General features: G+C 49.0%; 11 protein-coding genes. 1 reads left to right on the plus strand and 10 read right to left on the minus strand.

What is annotated here, in order from left to right; translation table 11 throughout:
* Positions 1-339 precede the first annotated feature (339 nt).
* From FS806_RS20840 to FS806_RS20880, 9 genes are all read right to left on the minus strand, one after another.
* Complete coding sequence (locus tag FS806_RS20840) at positions 340-828, minus strand: small multi-drug export protein (RefSeq protein ID WP_144940477.1); 489 nt, start codon at positions 826-828, stop codon at positions 340-342.
* A 433-nt stretch (positions 829-1,261) separates the two neighbouring features.
* Positions 1,262-1,420, minus strand: coding sequence for an HAD hydrolase-like protein (locus tag FS806_RS20845; RefSeq protein ID WP_144940480.1), 159 nt, complete (start codon positions 1,418-1,420; stop codon positions 1,262-1,264).
* The gene (locus FS806_RS20850; protein WP_144940482.1) at positions 1,417-2,073 is read right to left on the minus strand and encodes a hypothetical protein; all 657 of its coding nucleotides are present in this window, start codon (positions 2,071-2,073) and stop codon (positions 1,417-1,419) included. The genes FS806_RS20845 and FS806_RS20850 overlap by 4 nt, the downstream gene beginning before the upstream one ends.
* Before the next feature lie 250 nt (positions 2,074-2,323).
* Positions 2,324-3,118 (minus strand): ABC transporter permease, encoded by a 795-nt coding sequence (locus FS806_RS20855; RefSeq protein ID WP_144940483.1) that lies wholly within the window; start codon positions 3,116-3,118, stop codon positions 2,324-2,326.
* On the minus strand, positions 3,102-3,947 hold the full coding sequence (locus FS806_RS20860) for an ABC transporter permease (protein WP_144940485.1): 846 nt from the start codon (positions 3,945-3,947) through the stop codon (positions 3,102-3,104). The genes FS806_RS20855 and FS806_RS20860 overlap by 17 nt, the downstream gene beginning before the upstream one ends.
* Positions 3,948-5,057, minus strand: a complete 1,110-nt coding sequence (locus FS806_RS20865) for an ABC transporter ATP-binding protein (RefSeq protein WP_144940487.1) — start codon at positions 5,055-5,057, stop codon at positions 3,948-3,950.
* 260 nt (positions 5,058-5,317) lie between these two features.
* Positions 5,318-6,760: an erythromycin esterase family protein gene (locus FS806_RS20870; RefSeq protein ID WP_186328467.1), complete on the minus strand. Its 1,443-nt coding sequence runs from the start codon at positions 6,758-6,760 to the stop codon at positions 5,318-5,320.
* A gap of 486 nt (positions 6,761-7,246) precedes the next feature.
* Positions 7,247-12,808 carry a glycoside hydrolase family 78 protein gene (locus FS806_RS20875; RefSeq protein ID WP_186328468.1) on the minus strand — a complete coding sequence of 1,854 codons (5,562 nt, stop codon included), beginning with the start codon at positions 12,806-12,808 and terminating at the stop codon, positions 7,247-7,249.
* A 763-nt stretch (positions 12,809-13,571) separates the two neighbouring features.
* A complete protein-coding gene (locus FS806_RS20880) occupies positions 13,572-14,774 on the minus strand; it encodes an S-layer homology domain-containing protein (RefSeq protein ID WP_144940493.1) in 1,203 nt (400 codons plus the stop codon).
* A gap of 432 nt (positions 14,775-15,206) precedes the next feature.
* Here FS806_RS20880 and FS806_RS20885 point away from each other — a divergent pair, with 432 nt between their 5' ends.
* Positions 15,207-16,004 (plus strand): HAD-IIA family hydrolase, encoded by a 798-nt coding sequence (locus FS806_RS20885; protein ID WP_144940495.1) that lies wholly within the window; start codon positions 15,207-15,209, stop codon positions 16,002-16,004.
* A gap of 96 nt (positions 16,005-16,100) precedes the next feature.
* Here FS806_RS20885 and FS806_RS20890 read toward each other — a convergent pair whose 3' ends face one another.
* Positions 16,101-16,868: a YheC/YheD family protein gene (locus tag FS806_RS20890; protein WP_144940497.1), complete on the minus strand. Its 768-nt coding sequence runs from the start codon at positions 16,866-16,868 to the stop codon at positions 16,101-16,103.
* Positions 16,869-17,120 lie beyond the last annotated feature (252 nt).

Below are 17,120 nucleotides of genomic sequence, written 5' to 3' on the forward strand. Positions count from 1 at the left end.
TAACGGCGTACAGTTCCGTTAACTTTAAAGAATGGCGATATTTCGTTGAATAACGCCTCTCAGTTCCGTAGGCTTTCTCTCTCCTCTCCTCCTCCCTTCCTTCCCCCCCAAAGTCCTTAAGTTACTGACAATATTCAACTGATACGTCCGAAATCTCAATTTTCCTCCAACCACTATCAAATTGTTGTTTCTCCACCAAGTCATGCAGCACCTTACGGGCGTAACGATCAGTTACTCGAAGATGCCTCGCAAGCTCTATTGGTGTAAATGGCCTCACAAGTCTTCGCGCATATCGCACTGTTTCCGCCCCCTGCGGTCGGCAGATTAAGCCATTCGAAATCAGCGGCGGAAATACTCGACAAAGGACAGCCCATAGACCGTACCATAGGCCAACAGTATTGTCCATATCGCCAGGCTGGCCGTCATCCATATAAGCACCGATTTTCGAGGGGAACCGAACGACAGCGCGAGAATGGCCGCAATGTCCGTTCCTACTATCGCAGGGGCGAGCAGTGCAAGTCCGGGCATGCCGTAGCGATCCCAGACCTTCTTGGCCCGCGACCGCTTGCGCGAATTCATCTGCTCCTCCTCCGTCATCCCCTTGCGCTTGGCTCTCCATTCCGTCCATTTTTTAAACCAAATCGCAATGAGAGCTATTGGAATAAAATTGCCTGCGAATCCGAGCAGAGCCACCGGTACGGGCGACAAGCCGGCCAGAATTCCAAGCGGGACCACCAGAAACACCTCCAGCCATGGAGCCGCGGCCAACAGGAAGACCAGTACGTATCCCCAGGTTTCGTTAACTCCATTAAACCAATCGATCCCCATTCCCCATCCTCCCGTTTTCGCTTGTATGCAACTACTATCCTGCCTCCAAAAGCACATTACCTCTATTGTAAAGGATACGGAGTAAATTATAAATTGCCCTTTATCCTTCCCGGTCTTCGATTCCGGGCAGCCGCTTGATCAGCTCCAGAATCACTCGTGCCGTAGTTTCCGCCATGCCGGTCAAATCCACATGCCAATCTACGTACGTGTTCCGGAGTAATATAACGAAATGACATAGAATCACCTTTCTGTATTTTTATATGATATTATGTATATTTATTAATAATTGACAGTAGGAAACCTAGGAAAAACTCCTATCGGAGTAATTCCTGGGTGAGCGACCGTTATTATCGCCAAGCAGATAGCACAGCAGCATTGCCTGCTTGGCTGTCGACATATGTGGACAAGGCGATCCGGAGGATGATTGTGCTAGCTACCGTTGGTCCAATTCAATAAACCGGGACAAATACCTTTCCTTAGAGACCGGATTCAGCTTATGCCGGTACCGTTCGTACTGGTCGTTTACAAATTTGATCAAGGAAGCGTCCCGGTTCAGCAGTGTCCCGTCTAAATCGAACAGCACCGCCCTCATTTTCTCAGCGCCTCCCGGTACTCAGCCAAATGATGCTTAACATAAGCAGCCGCCTCATTAATAAACCGTTCAATTTTAACAGGAGTAAAATATTCAGGAACGACATCCTGCTCCTGATTGACCTCCGGCCAGGTGAGCACCCGTTCCCGCCATAGGCTTATTTCTTTAGCCGTCAAATACGGGGCGACATCCAGAGCCCTTGCTGCGCGAAGCAAGTCCCATATCCTCGGCCGCCAAGGAGCCTCCCGATACAGGCGGAACTCATTCTTATCCGTTTCCCGGTAATATAAAGTGCGGATCTCCTCTTTGGACAAGCGCGGAGCTACCGCGTCAACATACTCGCGATTCAGTGTCTGGAGCCAATAATAGTCGGTTAACAGATGGGCCGCGTAGCCCAAGATCGTTTGCCGGACGTCCTCCGTACTTTCCGCCTCGAAGTAAGGCCGGACAAAGCCCGGGATAATTCCGTCGGCATCCACTCCGGATTGGGTAATGCCCAAATGAGTTCTTTTCTTATCCTCCCGGTTGCTTCCGGGGCGCATGTGGATCGCATCCGGAGCTACACTGCCAAGCAAAAAAGACGGGCCCGGCTCCTCCTTATCATACTCGTACAGCTTAACGGCCACAGCCAAATGAACCATTTGAGACGGCATCCGTTCCACCCCATTTCCATGTTAGTTATGGTAATCATTTCCTTATATTCTACCTTATCTAAATCCGCATGAAAATTAAAGCTAATTTTTTGCGGATGCCCGCCAGGTATTTGCCCCCCGGACGGAGCCCATCTTATCGGGGGGCAGTACCAAAGCTACTCTGTTCCAGGCCCCTATTCAGCATTATGAGGAAGCAAGCCGGCCGCCAATTCCCGGCAGGTAGGCGGCGGCAGATAGCCCGCTGCCGGCATTACATCCGCAAGCCGATTTGGTTGCCGGAGCTGTACCTTGCCAGCCCCCGGTAGAAAACAAACAGAGCGGCGGCAGTCAGGACAAGGGCGGCCGCCCCTGCCCACAATAGGAAGCTGAAGTCTGCGTTCCGCAGCAGTCCTATCGGCATATAACTGATGAAGCCGGCAGGGATCACCGAGAACAGGAGGAGGCGGACCCAGCCTTTAAAAATATCTGTAGGATACGTGCTGAAAGTGATAAAAATATTAAACAACTGATAGCCGATCCCTTCCGCATTGCCGATATAAAAGGCGAGTGACTGGCTAAGCACGTGAAAGAAAACGAAGAACACCGTAGCCAGCACTGAAGCCAGAACGAAGCGAAGCACTCCAATCAAGGAATGATCCCCGAATATTCCGTATAAAATCACTCCAAACAGCACGTCCCCGATAGCCGATAACGACATTCGGCTCACCAGCACATGAAGCAGGACGGGCTTGGGCTGGGCCAGGTATACGTCCAGCCGGCCGTTAGCCACTATGTTGGCGATTTGCAGCGAGTTGCCGAACAACGTGGCCGACAGCCCGAAGCCTATCGTTCCGATCGCCCACATCATCATGACATCCGTTAGCTCCCATCCGTTCACAATCGGAAAGCTTGTAAAATACACTCCCCAGAAAAAAATCCACACTGTGTTATTGATGAGCATCATTCCCGCCGTCAATAGAAAATTGAGCCTGAACTCCAGCGCCCCCGCCAAATTCAGCTTCCAGCAAAACAAACAAAACCGCAGCAGCTTACCCGCCGTTGACATGAAGCTTCTTCACCCCTCTCCGGTAAATCGCTATCGTTAACAATCCTAAGGCGGCCGCCCACAGCCATTGTACGGCCATCATGCCCAACAGAGTTCCCGGGTCGTAATGGATCGCTGTTTTTGCGGCAAAATAGACAATCGTTTGAAAAGGGAGCCATTCGCAGACCGTCCTCAAGACATCGGGAAACAGCTCCAGCGGCAGCATCATGCCGCCGATCGTAAACAGCATTTTATCGTACACGAATGCGAGCCCTTGAGTTTCTTCCAGCCAGAAAGCGCACAGAGACAAAGACATGCGAATGAAATAGTTAATCGTGAACGAGCCGATAACGATCAGTCCGAAGCCGGCCCAGCCCCATCCGAGCTGCGGCGGCCCAATTACGAGCAGGCCAAGCATTCCGCCTACCACGAGATTCACGGCCAAGCGAATCAACGCTTCTCCCATGTAACTGACATAATGATAGCCCACATAGCTCAGCGGCCGGGATAATCTATAGGCTACCGTGCCGGTTTTGACCTCTTCCTCGATCGTCACATTCAGCTTCGGGGAGGCCATAATGATCGCCTCGGCAAAGATCAGGTACCAGATAATTTCTCCATAGCGGTAGCCGGCAATCTGCTCTTCTCCGACACCGGCATAGGTTACCGTCCACAGCTGCACGAAGATGAACAGAATGACTATCAAAAATAAGGAGCGGATCACAAAATCCAGCACATAAGCCAAATGATTGCGCAGCGTAATGCTTCCGACCGCCGCATATTTCGCTGCTTTCAGCGCCAGTGAGGATGGTGACAGTACGGCAGATACCGTCCAGCCTTTCCGTCGCATTCACCCCGCCTCCTTCCCGGACCGCTCATAAATATGCGTAATGACTTCTTCCATCGGCGGGTCTTCAATCGTTACATCCTCCAGCTCGTAGTGCCGGACAATATAGCCGAGCACTTCCTCCACCGTAATGATTTCCGTATGAATATCCAGCCGGAGGCGGTTATTTTCCAGTTCGATCAGCTCAACTCCGCGAATCCCGATGCCGCCTGTTTTATAGGGCTGGTAATCGCCGCTTCGCCGGCCGTTACTTTCCAGCCGCTCCTGCCCCTCATTCCGCCTCTCCCGCTCCTCGCTTCCGGCCATTCCTTCCGGTCCCCAATGCCGGGGCTCACTTCGCAGCTCGAGAGTGACCCGCTTCATCGTCAAATACTCCCGCTTCATAACGGAGACCGGATCGTCCAGAATAATCCGCCCGTCGTTAATGACTACGGCCCGGCTGCACAACTGCTCCACGTCCCCCGCATCATGAGAGGTGATGAATACCGTCGTCCCTTCCTGACGATTCATCTCCCGGATTGCCTCCCGGATTTTCTGCTTGGCAATCACGTCGAGGCCAATGGTGGGCTCATCGAGAAACACCAGCTTGGGGCGGTGCAGCAGGGCGGCCGCCAGCTCGCATCTCATTCTTTCCCCCAGCGACAGCTTGCGCACCGGAACGTGAAGATAAGCAGACAGGCCAAGACGCTCAATCAGTTCGTCCCTCCGCTGCTTGTAATCGTTCCTTCCCAGTTCATAAATCCGGCTCATCAACTCGAAGGAATCCGCCGGAGGAAGGTGGTACCAGAGCTGGGATTTCTGCCCGAAGACCGATCCGATCCGGTACGCCAGCTTCGACCGCTCTTTCCACGGACAGTAGCCGATCACTTCAGCATGCCCGGAGGTCGGATGGAGAATTCCGGTCAGCATCTTGATCGTCGTCGATTTACCGGCGCCGTTCGGGCCGAGGAAAGCCAGCATCTCCCCCTCCTCCACCGTAAAATCAATCGGATGCACCGCCACCTTCTCTACCCACTGCGGCGCTACAAGCGAGCGAAAGCTGGCCAGGAGCCCCTCCCTCTTCTGTTTGCGGATAAATTGTTTGCTCAGTCCTTCCACACGAATAATCTTCATCCTTTTACCTCCTTTACCGGCCAACGGGCGGCGGATATTTTATCCTGATAAAGCGAAAAAGACCTCCCGCAAGCCGCCGATTAAGGCGGAACTTGCCGAAGGTCTTTTATCCCTACGGTGTAGCGCATCCTATTGCCCTATGCGCCGATCTCGCTCGGTTCGACCGGTTTGTAATGAGTGCAAACCGTCGGCTCCCTAGAGATCCTTCCATCCAATTTTGTAAGATTCTAACATCGGTTGTTCCAAAACGCAACCTTTTTTTATTTTTTTATATATTGCGGAGTCTGAACCGTCCGGAAGAACAAGATTCCGTCATACTGTTCCCGAGGAATAAACAGCTCCTCAAACATGCCCCAATACAGTCCGGTCCGGGGAGTAAACATCCATGCGTTCCACACTCTACGCTGCTCATTCTTCAGGTCTGCGAACAAATACGGATGACCGGTTTCATTGAGCAGATACTCCACGCTTCCCGGCTGAACCGGGATGAAGGGAGAATCTTCTCCCATATTGTCGCCCGAAACTCCGCTATGTGCATACAAACCGATCACATAGCTTTCCTCGCGCAGCTTTTCCGGAAGCAGCTCGGTCATATTAGGCGTGTTATAGGTATTGCCGACGGTCGTATTGCTTTTGCGAATATGGAAGTTATGTCCCCAGACGATGATTTTCTTATCCGGATATACCTCCTCGGCGAGCCAGGCCAAGTTATCCGCCATCGCCCGATCCCGCAAATACATCGTATCCTCTTCCAGACGGAACTCCGGCATCTCCCCGCTTGCAAGCGTCACTCGCTGCTTAATGCTCGCTTCGAGAACCGTATTCACTAACTCAATACGGTTGTTCAGTACCCGCTTGGTTACATTCAGCAGCTCGGGATCATCCGGGTAGGCTTGTTTCAGCTTCTCGCCATTGGCCTGCAAGAACGCGGAAATTTCTTGCAGCCCTTGCAAGAGCGCGGGCTTTTCCTCATAAAACTGCTCCAAATCATTGTTATCTCCGGCATACCACGACCAGATTTTATCCTCCAGTTGATTCCATTTCCCGGCCATTTCCGAATCAACAGGGCCTATCCACTTCTGAATGAAGTCACGGTAAGAGTACAGGGTCTGGTTGTCGAATCCGGTTAGAATTAGCGGATTCTCCGAATTCCGGCGGTCGGCTATGTATTCGAACAGAGGCAGCGCCTCCTGTGTGTGCCAAACCGGGTATACGGAGCTTCTCATCAATTCCAGCGGACTTAGAGAATCCGATTGAACATAGGATGAGAATGCTGCATCCAGGCCCGATTCGAAGGCAATTACGTCAAATCCCATTTCCTCGTGCAAAAATTGAATAAGTCTAACTTTGGAAAGGTTGTATTCGGAGGCACCGTGAGTACTCTCCCCAAGCATGACTATTCTCGAATCCCCCACAAGAGACTTCAGAAACTGTAAATCTTTAAACTTATCCTCGTCTCCCTCACCTACGTCCCCGCCCTTCACAGAAGCAGGCTGGATCGTTTCCAACGGGTGCACGACACCTTCCAAATAGTCCTTCCATAACCGGAGAACATGATCCCCTTCCCGATATTGAATGGATTGAACGACGACAGGGGTCTCCTCATTAGCCAGAACATTCGGAGCGGCTGTCAATACTCCGGAAGCGGCTATCGTTATTCCAAGCACTGTTTTAGCGACAAGCTGTAATCTTTTTCGTGCCATGTACTGTCTCTCCCTTTTGATGTCATTGGCTTGTTCGGGCGAAACCATCCGCTGTGCCTAACCTATTCCTTGCCAACCAATATTCTTTAAATCGATTTTCGCTCTGGCAAAATCTGAGTTATAAATTCTGTGAAAATAGAAATCTATAAAATTCCGGGATAGTTCATATGGCAAAACTATGTCAATGATCTATGGCGGCAGCGTATGGATTTTTCCCCATTTGCATTATATACCATCGACTTTACGGGGAGCTATTGATAAGTCTTGCAATCCCATGAGTAAACCTTACAATTTTGTCACTTAAGTACTTGCAGGCTTGCCCTCCTCCCTTCCAGTAGAGCAGCGCGCGCCTTTTCGGCCCGCGCTGCTCTGGTTATGGGCCGGAAGGCCGCACGAGCGATCTACTGACCGCCGTCATGCATTACAATCCCCCGCATTGGGGGCTGCACATCTTTATCCCCAAGCTCTGTTGTAAATCTTTCCTGCTCACTGAATCCGGTGCACCCCGATATAGTCATAAATCGATCCGATAATTCGGATGGGGACCTCCTCCTCCTTCACCACCCCATTCTCATATATGATCTTGAACCGGATGCGGTGAAGCCCCTTGGGAAGTCCTCCCTCCAACGAGCCGAGCCGCTCATCATACAGCTCTCCATGGAAGAGAACGCCGCTTTCATCAGGCTCCAGACGGGCAGTAATAGAGATGGGACTGCCGTCTTTGCCGTTGGCCTGCAAGGAAGCGGACGCTTCACGAACCGGAGCCGGCGAGCTTTCCGTCTGCACGACGAACACTTCCCCCGAATAAAAATCTTTAGGCGGAACCGTCGTATTATGCTCCTTCTCCTCATGTCTGGCCAGCCATTCAGGAGTATGATGAACCTCGGAGCGGATCGTCAACTCTTGTACCACGATCGTCTTGGTAATGGAGTCGGAGGCCAGACCGTCGGATACGGTCAGCTTCACAATCACCCGCCCGGGCTGCAGCCATCGCTGGCTAAAGCGCGGGGTATCGAATATGCTACGCTTGCCGTCAGGCCCTTCCACTTCCCACAGGTAGGTTAATGTATCTCCATCGGGATCGGTTGCGAGGGCAAAAACTTCTGCCGGGTCTCCTTCCCACAACGGTTTAGGCGACCAATCGAAATCAGCAACCGGCGGGCGGTTAATCATCATCCAGGTCGCAGAAGACCATGGTGACCAGATATGTCCATCATGCACACGAACACGTACCTGAAGCTTTTGCCTTGGCGGCAAATCTCTGTCTAATTTCCAGGAGGCCGATGTGTTGGACGTATTTTGGCTCTTCTCTCCTGTATCCAGAATTACTTTTCCGGCTTCGTCCATAATCTGTAGCTGGTACCATTTAAATACGGTGCCCGGATCCGGATCGGTTTGCTTCCATTGCAGGATCGGCCGCAGCGTATCCATCATCGCAGGCTTGTCCTTCGTGCCGTTAGGAACGGTCATCTGAGCAGCCGGAGGACGATTCGTGATCATCCAGCCGATGTTGGACCACGGAGAATAGTCTTGGCCATCCGTGACTCGTACCTGCACCTCATACTTCTGCCCCTGCTCCAGAGCAACATCTAGCGTCCACTGATTCGAAGCAGCTGTCGTGTTCTGGACTAATCCTGTCCTCTTGAGGAAAATTCGACCCCATTCATCTTTAATCTGAACGTCAAACAGTTCAAAGACCGTACCGGGATCGGGATCGCTTTGATTCCATTTAATCGTTGGTGTCACGGTAGGCACATATGTCGGGTTTGCCTTGCTTCCGTTCGGATAGGTTAAGGTCACGCTCGGAGGTCGATTGGCCGCGACAGGCTGCTTCACAACGATATCCTGCTCGTACCAGTCGCTCCATGCCCGGTATTCATCAGCTACAGCTAATCCAAGGGTATAGACTCCTTCTTCCGTTGGCCTTTGCAGCTTTCCTTGGACAGTCTGGCCGCTAGGTGTGACGTAATAATATTTCTTCTGGTAAATCCCGTGATTGCCTGCATAAGCCGCCTGACAGTTTCCGAAGCTGTAGCAGCGGTCCGGATCGTAGCTGCGCTCACTCCAAACCACCAGGTTGTTATTGTTGATGCTGGCCGTGAAATTCGCTATCGGCCTCCGATGGACAATGAGCGTTTTGATATCAAAATCCGAGTACTTCCGGTATTGGCCGAACACATTGCTCGGATAACGATAATTGGGATGAGGATCGTCCATTTCCCGATACGAAATCCGGTACAGTCCTACCTTATCGAAAACCGGAACCGGCGTCTTCCGGACGGAATTATGAAACGCAGACAACCCACTCTTGCCATCCCCGATATTCAAGAACATTGTTGTATTAATATGTTCTGTCTTCCATTCCGTTTTGTCCGGAATTTTCGGGTCATTTTCAAAATCAATGTATGTCGAATCATAAGTCACCTGCGTATCGACAATGGCATAACCATTGACTTCGCTATCCGTTCCGGCAGGCATCATCCGGGAGGAAATCCCCTTAAAGGCAACCGTATCATGAACGGAATACGGGCCGAATGTACCTCGGGTGAATGTGCCATCCGTGACTTCAATGATTGGCACCCCGTTTTCATACACCTTCAGACTGCTGCCGCGCATATCGACTTTGTAGCCGGTCCAAGTATTATCGGGAATGAAATGAGTGACTTCTTTAAGGGTCTGTTTCCTTCCATTGACGATTTTGATTAGTTTTAGCTTAGAATTAGTGGATTCTACCCGATACATATTCTTGTGGTTTTGAATCCGGAAACTCATTCCCGTTGGTAAATGATCGAATTCTTGATATGCAACCTTCTGACTCCAAGCAATCGTTCCGTTGGCCAAAGGAGGCATTTGGGCATTTATCAACTGCCCATTGGTCTGCCATTCGTTATGGTCAGGTGGTTGCTCTCCATTATACTCAAATGGGTATAGTGTAGCTTCTTCCGGGAAATAATAGCTGCCTACCACAAACTCATATCCCTGAATACCGTACCTTCCGGAACTAAAAGGAAGATCCCATAATACCCTTCCCGACTTTCGGTCAACGACTCTATATTTCTCTCCCATCCGCTCATCATCATAAGGATCCCTAATCACGTCGGTTCTAATCCCAATACCATTGACTCCTCCCCAATAGGGGAGAGTGGGAGGACGATAATCTACTTGTCTGAGGCTTCCGGTAACAAGGTCGTATTGGTGGTACTTGTCTTTCCAGTGGATTATAAGATACCTATCTTCTTGGACCTTACTCCAGATACTTGCTCCGAGATAAGAAACATCTTCAAGTTCAGTAAGAACCTGAGGCTTGCCAGAGTATCCATCCCAGCGGACTAAGTATCCTACCCACCCTCTATTCGTATCTTTTAAATGTGCATTAACAATGCTGTACTTATTTCCCCTGGAATCCTGAATATCAGTATTCAAATAAGCAGGAAGATAATCGGGATGTTTAGGATTACTATATTGCATGTCAGCAGCAGGTACATTCGAATAACTTTCAACCTTATAAGGGGTCACTAAGTTATCATAAGAATAGGAATATATTCTGCGGTTAGACAAGTCAATTTTTTTGACATCACTATTAAACTTCAAGAAGCTGTCGGCATCATACGTTCCAGTTCCGTCAGAGAATTTTAGAATCTTCCCGTCCACAGTGACGGTTTCCCCGTATTTGGTTTCTTGTATAGAAACGTGCGATGTCTCTAAGGGCTCTACCTTACCTCTTGCCAAGTCTGAAATTCGATACAGCGCATAATCCCGAAGATCGGAATAATACCTATCCATAACCCAACCTAAGTAGTTCCGAAAATAGAACATTATTTGGTCCAAATCTTCTCTGATAATCATATGGTTATCAGAATAGCCACCCTCGAATAATTTGGTTTGGTTGCCACTTGGATCTACTAAATAGTAAACGCTATTATAACCCTCCCAAACGTGCATAATATATCTATCTCCACCTAAACTATACGCAAGACTTCTTAAGTCCCTACTGTAGTAGGGTTTAGGGAGTTTCTTAGGCGTCTTGATCTGATCTGAAGAAACAGGTAAAGATATATAACCGTTAAGGTCTTTCTGAAGTTGATTCGGTTTTTGGGCTATAATCGGCGTTGTTACAAGCAGTCCATCCGGAGTTGCGGACCAATATTTTAAAATGCTCGGCTCGTCTAAAGAAGTATTCACCCATTTATTCGTCATAAAATCGCTTGCCGGATAAACAGTGGATTCAATCGGTTCCGGCTCGGTCGAAATGCCAATCGGCGTAAAACTGACCTCGGGTGCCTGATTCACGATTTCAAAGGAAAAGTATCCGGTCGCATGTTTACCCCAATCCTCCTCGGCATACACCTTCAGGCAATATTTCCCTACTTTATCTGCGGTGTAGTTCACCACTCCACCGCCAGAGCCTATTTTCCGGAAGTCCGCTTCGTTGCACTTGCCGTCATTGTTGGAATCATAGGCCACATACAGATCATTGACAACGATAGCGTCACCATCCGGACTATATGTTTCGTTCTTAATCGGCAGCGGTGTATTCCGGAGTCCGATAGAGTTATAGGCCAGCTTGGGAACCGGCGGCAAATCTTCCTTCACCACAAGCTTATGAATGGCTTTATTTTCGGGTAAAGAACGCAATCCGGTATTGTCTTCCACTTCCAAGGTGATCGTTTCAATCCCCGGCTTCGGGTACACATCCCGTCTATTTTCCCAAATGTGCTTGGATATGGTTCGCCCGGGAACATACGTAAAACTGTTTTCCCCATGGATCGGTGGCTTCACGGGACGTCCCTCAACTACGGAATCAGGTGCAGTTATGATGGGGATCGGGTTAGGCTCGACCACCGTAATCATCGCCTTGCTGGTTGAAGAAGCTCCTTGGGGATCCGTTGCGGTCGCCATGATTTCATGTGTTCCCAGCTCTGTAGCTTTTAGATTGTTGAACTCCGTATTTCCGGGCCAGAGCTGGTAATAATCCGGCAATCCGCGAATCCATGAACTCTTACTATCTTCGAAGTGGAAATAGTATTCGATTGGGTCCCCGTCCGGATCATAAGGCTCAGGTGGATTGGTTGTCGGATTTTGGATAACCCGTAGGTTCACATAGGAATCCTTGACGACAATGGTGGCCGAAGGAATAAAACCATAATAATCCCCTTGCTGAAACCAACCGATACTGAACACAGGCGGCCGGTTATCCGGATTCGTTTCAATCTCCAACGGCTTCGGCCCGATCCAATCGGAATTTCCGCAGGTCGTTTGTATCTGCATGTACACTTGAACCGTTCCCACTTGCAGACGATAAGGGTATTTCTGGACATAATCTTGGGTTTTTCCTTTAACGAGTGGCGTATCCTCTACGCTCCACCCATTTTGATAATACCGGAATTTATGACTGACATATTCGCAGCCAGGTCCCTTCACCACAATATTTATCGGCTTAAGCGTAAAGGAATCCCGGAACTGAATTTTGCCGGGAACAATCTCAAAATCCCCTGTAATTTCCTTTTCTTCAACCGGTGTGTCGCCACAATATCGGCTGGCCGCATATAGTTTCTTGATCTCATTATTAGACTTCGTTTCTTCAACGATGCGGTCATCGGGATCAAGTCTAATAACAAATTCGGTGGACCGTTCATTCGTAAACTTATACGTGAACTGCTCCTTGATCGTCTGATTGGACCCCATCTTCGAATAATTGAATGTCTTATGAAGCTGGCCGGCAACCCACACTTCGACCGTAAATGGTGTATCGATGGCTCGTCCACCGTTACTAAAGGAAAACTCAAACGGTGTCTCCACATTTAAAGCAATACAATCCACCAAAGTTTTGAAGTCTAGGCTGCCTAAATCTGGTTTCTCTGTTGGCTTCAAATACACCGTCACTTTACCGCTATATTCGTAGGAGATCCCTTGCCAGAAGGCATTGATCTTCATTTCATAATTTCGGCCTTCAGTATGCCCGGTAATTGGAGTATCCGAAGGAATGTCTTTCCAATCGGTTCCCTTCCTACTATTTTCTTCATCAAGCATCTTTGCAACTCGCATCATTCCTTTTCCCGGTAGAGCTCCTTCAGCTACACCACCAGTATCCAGAATGTCTACATTTCGAGTTATATTCGTTGATTTTTCTTTAATAATCCGTATGCTTTCCGGTACCACTGCAGATACGGGAATTTTTATAGCATTAGGATCTTTCAATTCCTGCTCGTTTAAGAAGTAATTACTTGGAGGATCTACTTCATAAGCAGTTGTTACCGCCTTGCTCTGAAACTGCAAATCATAGGGAAGATGGCTGGGAAAGGGGCCCGGACATTTGGACACACCATTTTCTACACAGGCCCCCGGGAAAGAATATTTCGCTGTTCGTTCTCCTTGTGTCTGCCAGTGCGTACCTGCAGCATTTCGCCAAATATAGTGTCCTGGATTGGTTTCTGACGTATTTACAACATGTTTTTCAATACCTTTAATGTCGGGAAGTGTAAGTATATTCCCAGATAATGTCCCTCCGTTTTTAGTTTTGGTTCCATTCACTTCTATTTCCCAATAATCAATTTCTCTATCACCAAAATTAAAATTAACAGTTTTTCCAGAAAGACTACTTGAAGGAAGATAGGAATATTTTACATTATCTATCGTTACCTCATATCCACCAAATTGGATATCCAAAGACTCAGCTTGAAGCTTTCCACTAGGAAACAGGATAAACATCCCACATAAAAGGAATGAGATTAGAACAATCGCTATTATTTGTTTTGTTCTTTTCTTTATTGCCACCTTATTATCCCCTTATTTCTTATCAGTTTCACCCTCGTCATGATTTAGATAAATAAGTATCCTGATCCAAAGACTGATATTTGTTTGAGATATATATCCAGAACTTCCCGTTGGACAATCTCTCTTCAACCTCTGTTTTAGGCATAGTCATTAACAACCAACCAGATCCATTGAAGTGTTTTTTCATTGAATACATTTCAATATATTTCACATGGGTTTGTTCCTGGACATCAGGATCAATAATTGCTTCATTAAAATGATAGCCTGCCCCAAAATATTGTGAAGAGTCCCAATATCCTTCACGTAATGTATTATTTGAGAAATTAAGTTCCATAGCTATTAGATAATCATTAATCGATTCGCTTGCATCATACTTCTTGATCACCTTAGGAAACCAAGATCTAAATGCCGCATCCGGATCTTCCATATCCACCACCAATACTTGCTTTAATGTGACATCTACCTCTGCCCCATAAGACAAATCCATCGGAAATTCCTCTGGTAGAACCCCCAAAATCGACTCCATATTCGTGTTACGCCACTCAACCTCAGCGTAGCTGGCTGCCCGTTTATCGACTTCCAGCTCCTTGCCTTCCTTCAAATCCAGGATGCGTTGAATAATGGTCACAGATTGCGCCCGAGTGGCCGTTTCCTCTTTACCCAGTTGCCCATCGGCCATTCCGGTGATCATTCCAGTTTTGGTCGCCAGGAACATCAATTCTTCGTCGCTGGTTTGATTATCTGCCGATTGCAGTTCTTCATTGGCCGCCCGAACGGCAATTCTGGCCATTTCCAGCCGGCTAATCGGGGTATCCCATGTTCCGTTATTAAAGTCCGAGTACCGGTGATATCCGGCATTGACGACAGCCGAAATATAGGGATCGTACCATTGGTCGTCGCTATTCTTTTTCAATGGATTTAAACCCATAGCTTTCGTAACCATAGTTACATACTCAGCCCGTGTAATGTCGCTATCCGGCCTAAACGTACCATCCTCATATCCGTCCACATAACCGGCCTCTATCGCTTGCTGAATCGATTGCTCACCCCAGTGGCCTTTAATATCCGACAAGTAAACTTGAACCGGGGCCTTAGCCTCCTTTACAGCGCCTGTTCTCTCTTCCTGCGGCTCCTCTTTGCCTGCGGCAAGCAAGGACGAATGATCGGTGCATCCCGTCATCATTAATGCTGCGGCTACGCCAACGGTAATGAATTTGTTTTTGAATGGAATTGTTTTCATGTTTCAAACCTCCAATGATTATTGTGAATGCTATATTATGGCCTAAAACAGGCTTCCAATAGGATCCAAAGAAAGGGCAGCCTGCGGCCGATTAGGCTTTTATACCTATAACAATTTCTACAAACAAATAGTTCATTCCTCCTAATTTGACAAATTTAACTAGTAAATCCTCATTTGAGGAAAAGCTTAACGGAGAGTTCAGTGCGGCCAAAATAAACAAACCGCCCCTATACTCGCATTCGAGAATAAGGGCGGTTCTTCCGCACGGTTTATTGGATTTGTCTCTACTATAAGCGATATTCCAATCTATGGCAAGACCTACTTTGACTCTGCGTATCCATTGATCTCTATCGCGGAATCATGCTACCTTAGGCTAAGTAGCTAAAGATATTTTCTCATCCATCTGCCATAATGCTCTGAGGAGGGCTTAATATGCATAACAAACCGGGATTTATCATCGATTTGGACGGCACTATGTACGTGGGAACCCGTCCCATACCGGGAGCGGCCGAGTTTATCGAACGGCTTCGGGAAGCCGGCTTTCCCTTCGTTTACGCCACCAACAATTCCAGCCGGCGGCCGGAGCAGGTCGCGGAACACCTGCGTTCCGTAGCCGGTGTGGAAGCTCGGCCGGACGAAGTCCTTACTTCCGCTCAGGCCGCGGCCCGCTATATCTCGGGACGGCAGCCGGGGGCACGCACCTTCGTCATCGGCGAAGAAGGTCTGCTGCATGCCGCTCACGAAGCAGGCCTCGTGGTCACCGGGGAAGAACCTGAATTCGTCCTTCAGGGAATCGATCGGCAGTTCAGTTACTCCAAGCTTGAGGCGGCCGTCCGCCACATTCGGAACGGCGCCGCTTATGTCCTGACGAACCCGGACCATCTGCTGCCCGGTGAAGGCGGCTTCCGGCCGGGAGCAGGTTCCCTGGCGGCAGCCATCCGGATGGCGAGCGAAGCCGAGCCGGTCGTTATCGGCAAGCCATCGTCCATTCTGCTCGAGATGGCCGTCGAAGCACTCGGCATTCCCGCCGGCGAAGCCTGGGTTGTGGGAGATAACCTTCGGACCGACATTCAAGGAGGAATCTCGGCCGGATGCCGGACTGCGCTGGTTTTGACCGGTCTCGTGACACCCGATCAAGCGGACAAGCTGATCGCCGGCTCAGCCATCCGACCAGACCTGGTGTGCCGCGATCTGCTGGAGCTCTTTGAACGCCTTGCCGCGAAACGATAACGAGATTGTGTGACCATGGCGATAACGCAGATCATTTAAGGTTTAAGAAGTCAAGCGGCGGCTTCTTCCTTGCCCGCTAACTTCCATCAAGCGAAATTACCCATGCTTTCTTCCGTATGCCCGGGCATATGACATGACCCTATTGTACATAGCCCGGTCCACCTTTCTAATAGGGGCAAATTGGGGCTGTCTGGAATTGACCTCCAGTACGAACAGCTGCTTGCTCTCCTCTTCAACGGCGAAATCAATCCCCATCTCCCGCATGCCGGACTTCTTCTTGCTCAGTACGCGGGCAATTTGAAGCGCGGTCTTTCTTATTAGTGCCAATCTTTCCTCCCCTTCCTCCGGGGAAAGCTGAAGCTGTCTGAACAGCTTGCTCATATTGACCAGCCTGCCGCCTTGATGATAATTGGTGACGATTTTATTCGGCTTGCCCACTTTGGCGATAACGCCGGTACACGTCCACTTGCCTTTGGGCTTACGTTGAACCATGGCGCGTAAATCATAAGGGTTCCCCTGCACCCGATCCAAACCGACAGCCTGTTGAATAAGCAGTTTTTTCTTTTTTACATTAAGCAGATGGCGGTATAACGAATGAATGTCTGTAAACCTTCTGGTTCTCTTCCTGGAACGAAGCAGATATCCTTCGTCATCCGTTTCCAGCTTATAGATACCGATACCTAGGGAACCTACGTTAGGTTTAATGTACAAGCACCGGAACGATTCGGTCATTCGTTTAAGATTTTTTTTCGAGAAAGAAGTGGTGTAAGGGAGATGTTTGCTGACCTGGTGATTCGCTGCCAAATAATAATAGACTTTCAGCTTACCAACTATGGTGGCGCTATTGTAGTTTTTTGTTCTCAATCGAATTCACCTCAAAATACTGTATGTGCCCGTCACGGTGAATGGCTGTGTGATCGTTTAGTTAGATAAGAAATAGACATTTGAACCAAATCATTAGCACCAGCCTACTATTCCAGGTCCATGTCCTTACAGCATAGAGATGGCCCGAGTAAGAAGAGCTATAAAACCGAATAGGCCCTCATTAACGATGCGGAACCCCGGCAGGCCGCTTACTCAGCCGCTCGCAAGGTGCTTGCTTGGAAAAAGATCATA

This window comes from Paenibacillus sp. 32O-W, assembly GCF_007679495.1.
GTDB classification, from domain to species: domain Bacteria; phylum Bacillota; class Bacilli; order Paenibacillales; family NBRC-103111; genus Paenibacillus_L; species Paenibacillus_L residui.

Bases quoted from the DNA above. Each gene is read 5' to 3' on its own strand.
- FS806_RS20845 (WP_144940480.1), bottom strand. From the start codon at position 1,420: ATGAGGGCGGTGCTGTTCGATTTAGACGGGACACTGCTGAACCGGGAC.
- FS806_RS20855 (WP_144940483.1), bottom strand. From the start codon at position 3,118: ATGTCAACGGCGGGTAAGCTGCTGCGGTTTTGTTTGTTTTGCTGGAAG.
- FS806_RS20865 (WP_144940487.1), bottom strand. From the start codon at position 5,057: ATGAAGATTATTCGTGTGGAAGGACTGAGCAAACAATTTATCCGCAAA.
- FS806_RS20885 (WP_144940495.1), top strand. From the start codon at position 15,207: ATGCATAACAAACCGGGATTTATCATCGATTTGGACGGCACTATGTAC.
- FS806_RS20850 (WP_144940482.1), bottom strand. From the start codon at position 2,073: ATGCCGTCTCAAATGGTTCATTTGGCTGTGGCCGTTAAGCTGTACGAG.
- FS806_RS20880 (WP_144940493.1), bottom strand. From the start codon at position 14,774: ATGAAAACAATTCCATTCAAAAACAAATTCATTACCGTTGGCGTAGCC.
- FS806_RS20860 (WP_144940485.1), bottom strand. From the start codon at position 3,947: ATGCGACGGAAAGGCTGGACGGTATCTGCCGTACTGTCACCATCCTCA.
- FS806_RS20870 (WP_186328467.1), bottom strand. From the start codon at position 6,760: ATGGCACGAAAAAGATTACAGCTTGTCGCTAAAACAGTGCTTGGAATA.
- FS806_RS20840 (WP_144940477.1), bottom strand. From the start codon at position 828: ATGGGGATCGATTGGTTTAATGGAGTTAACGAAACCTGGGGATACGTA.
- FS806_RS20875 (WP_186328468.1), bottom strand. From the start codon at position 12,808: ATGATGCGAGTTGCAAAGATGCTTGATGAAGAAAATAGTAGGAAGGGA.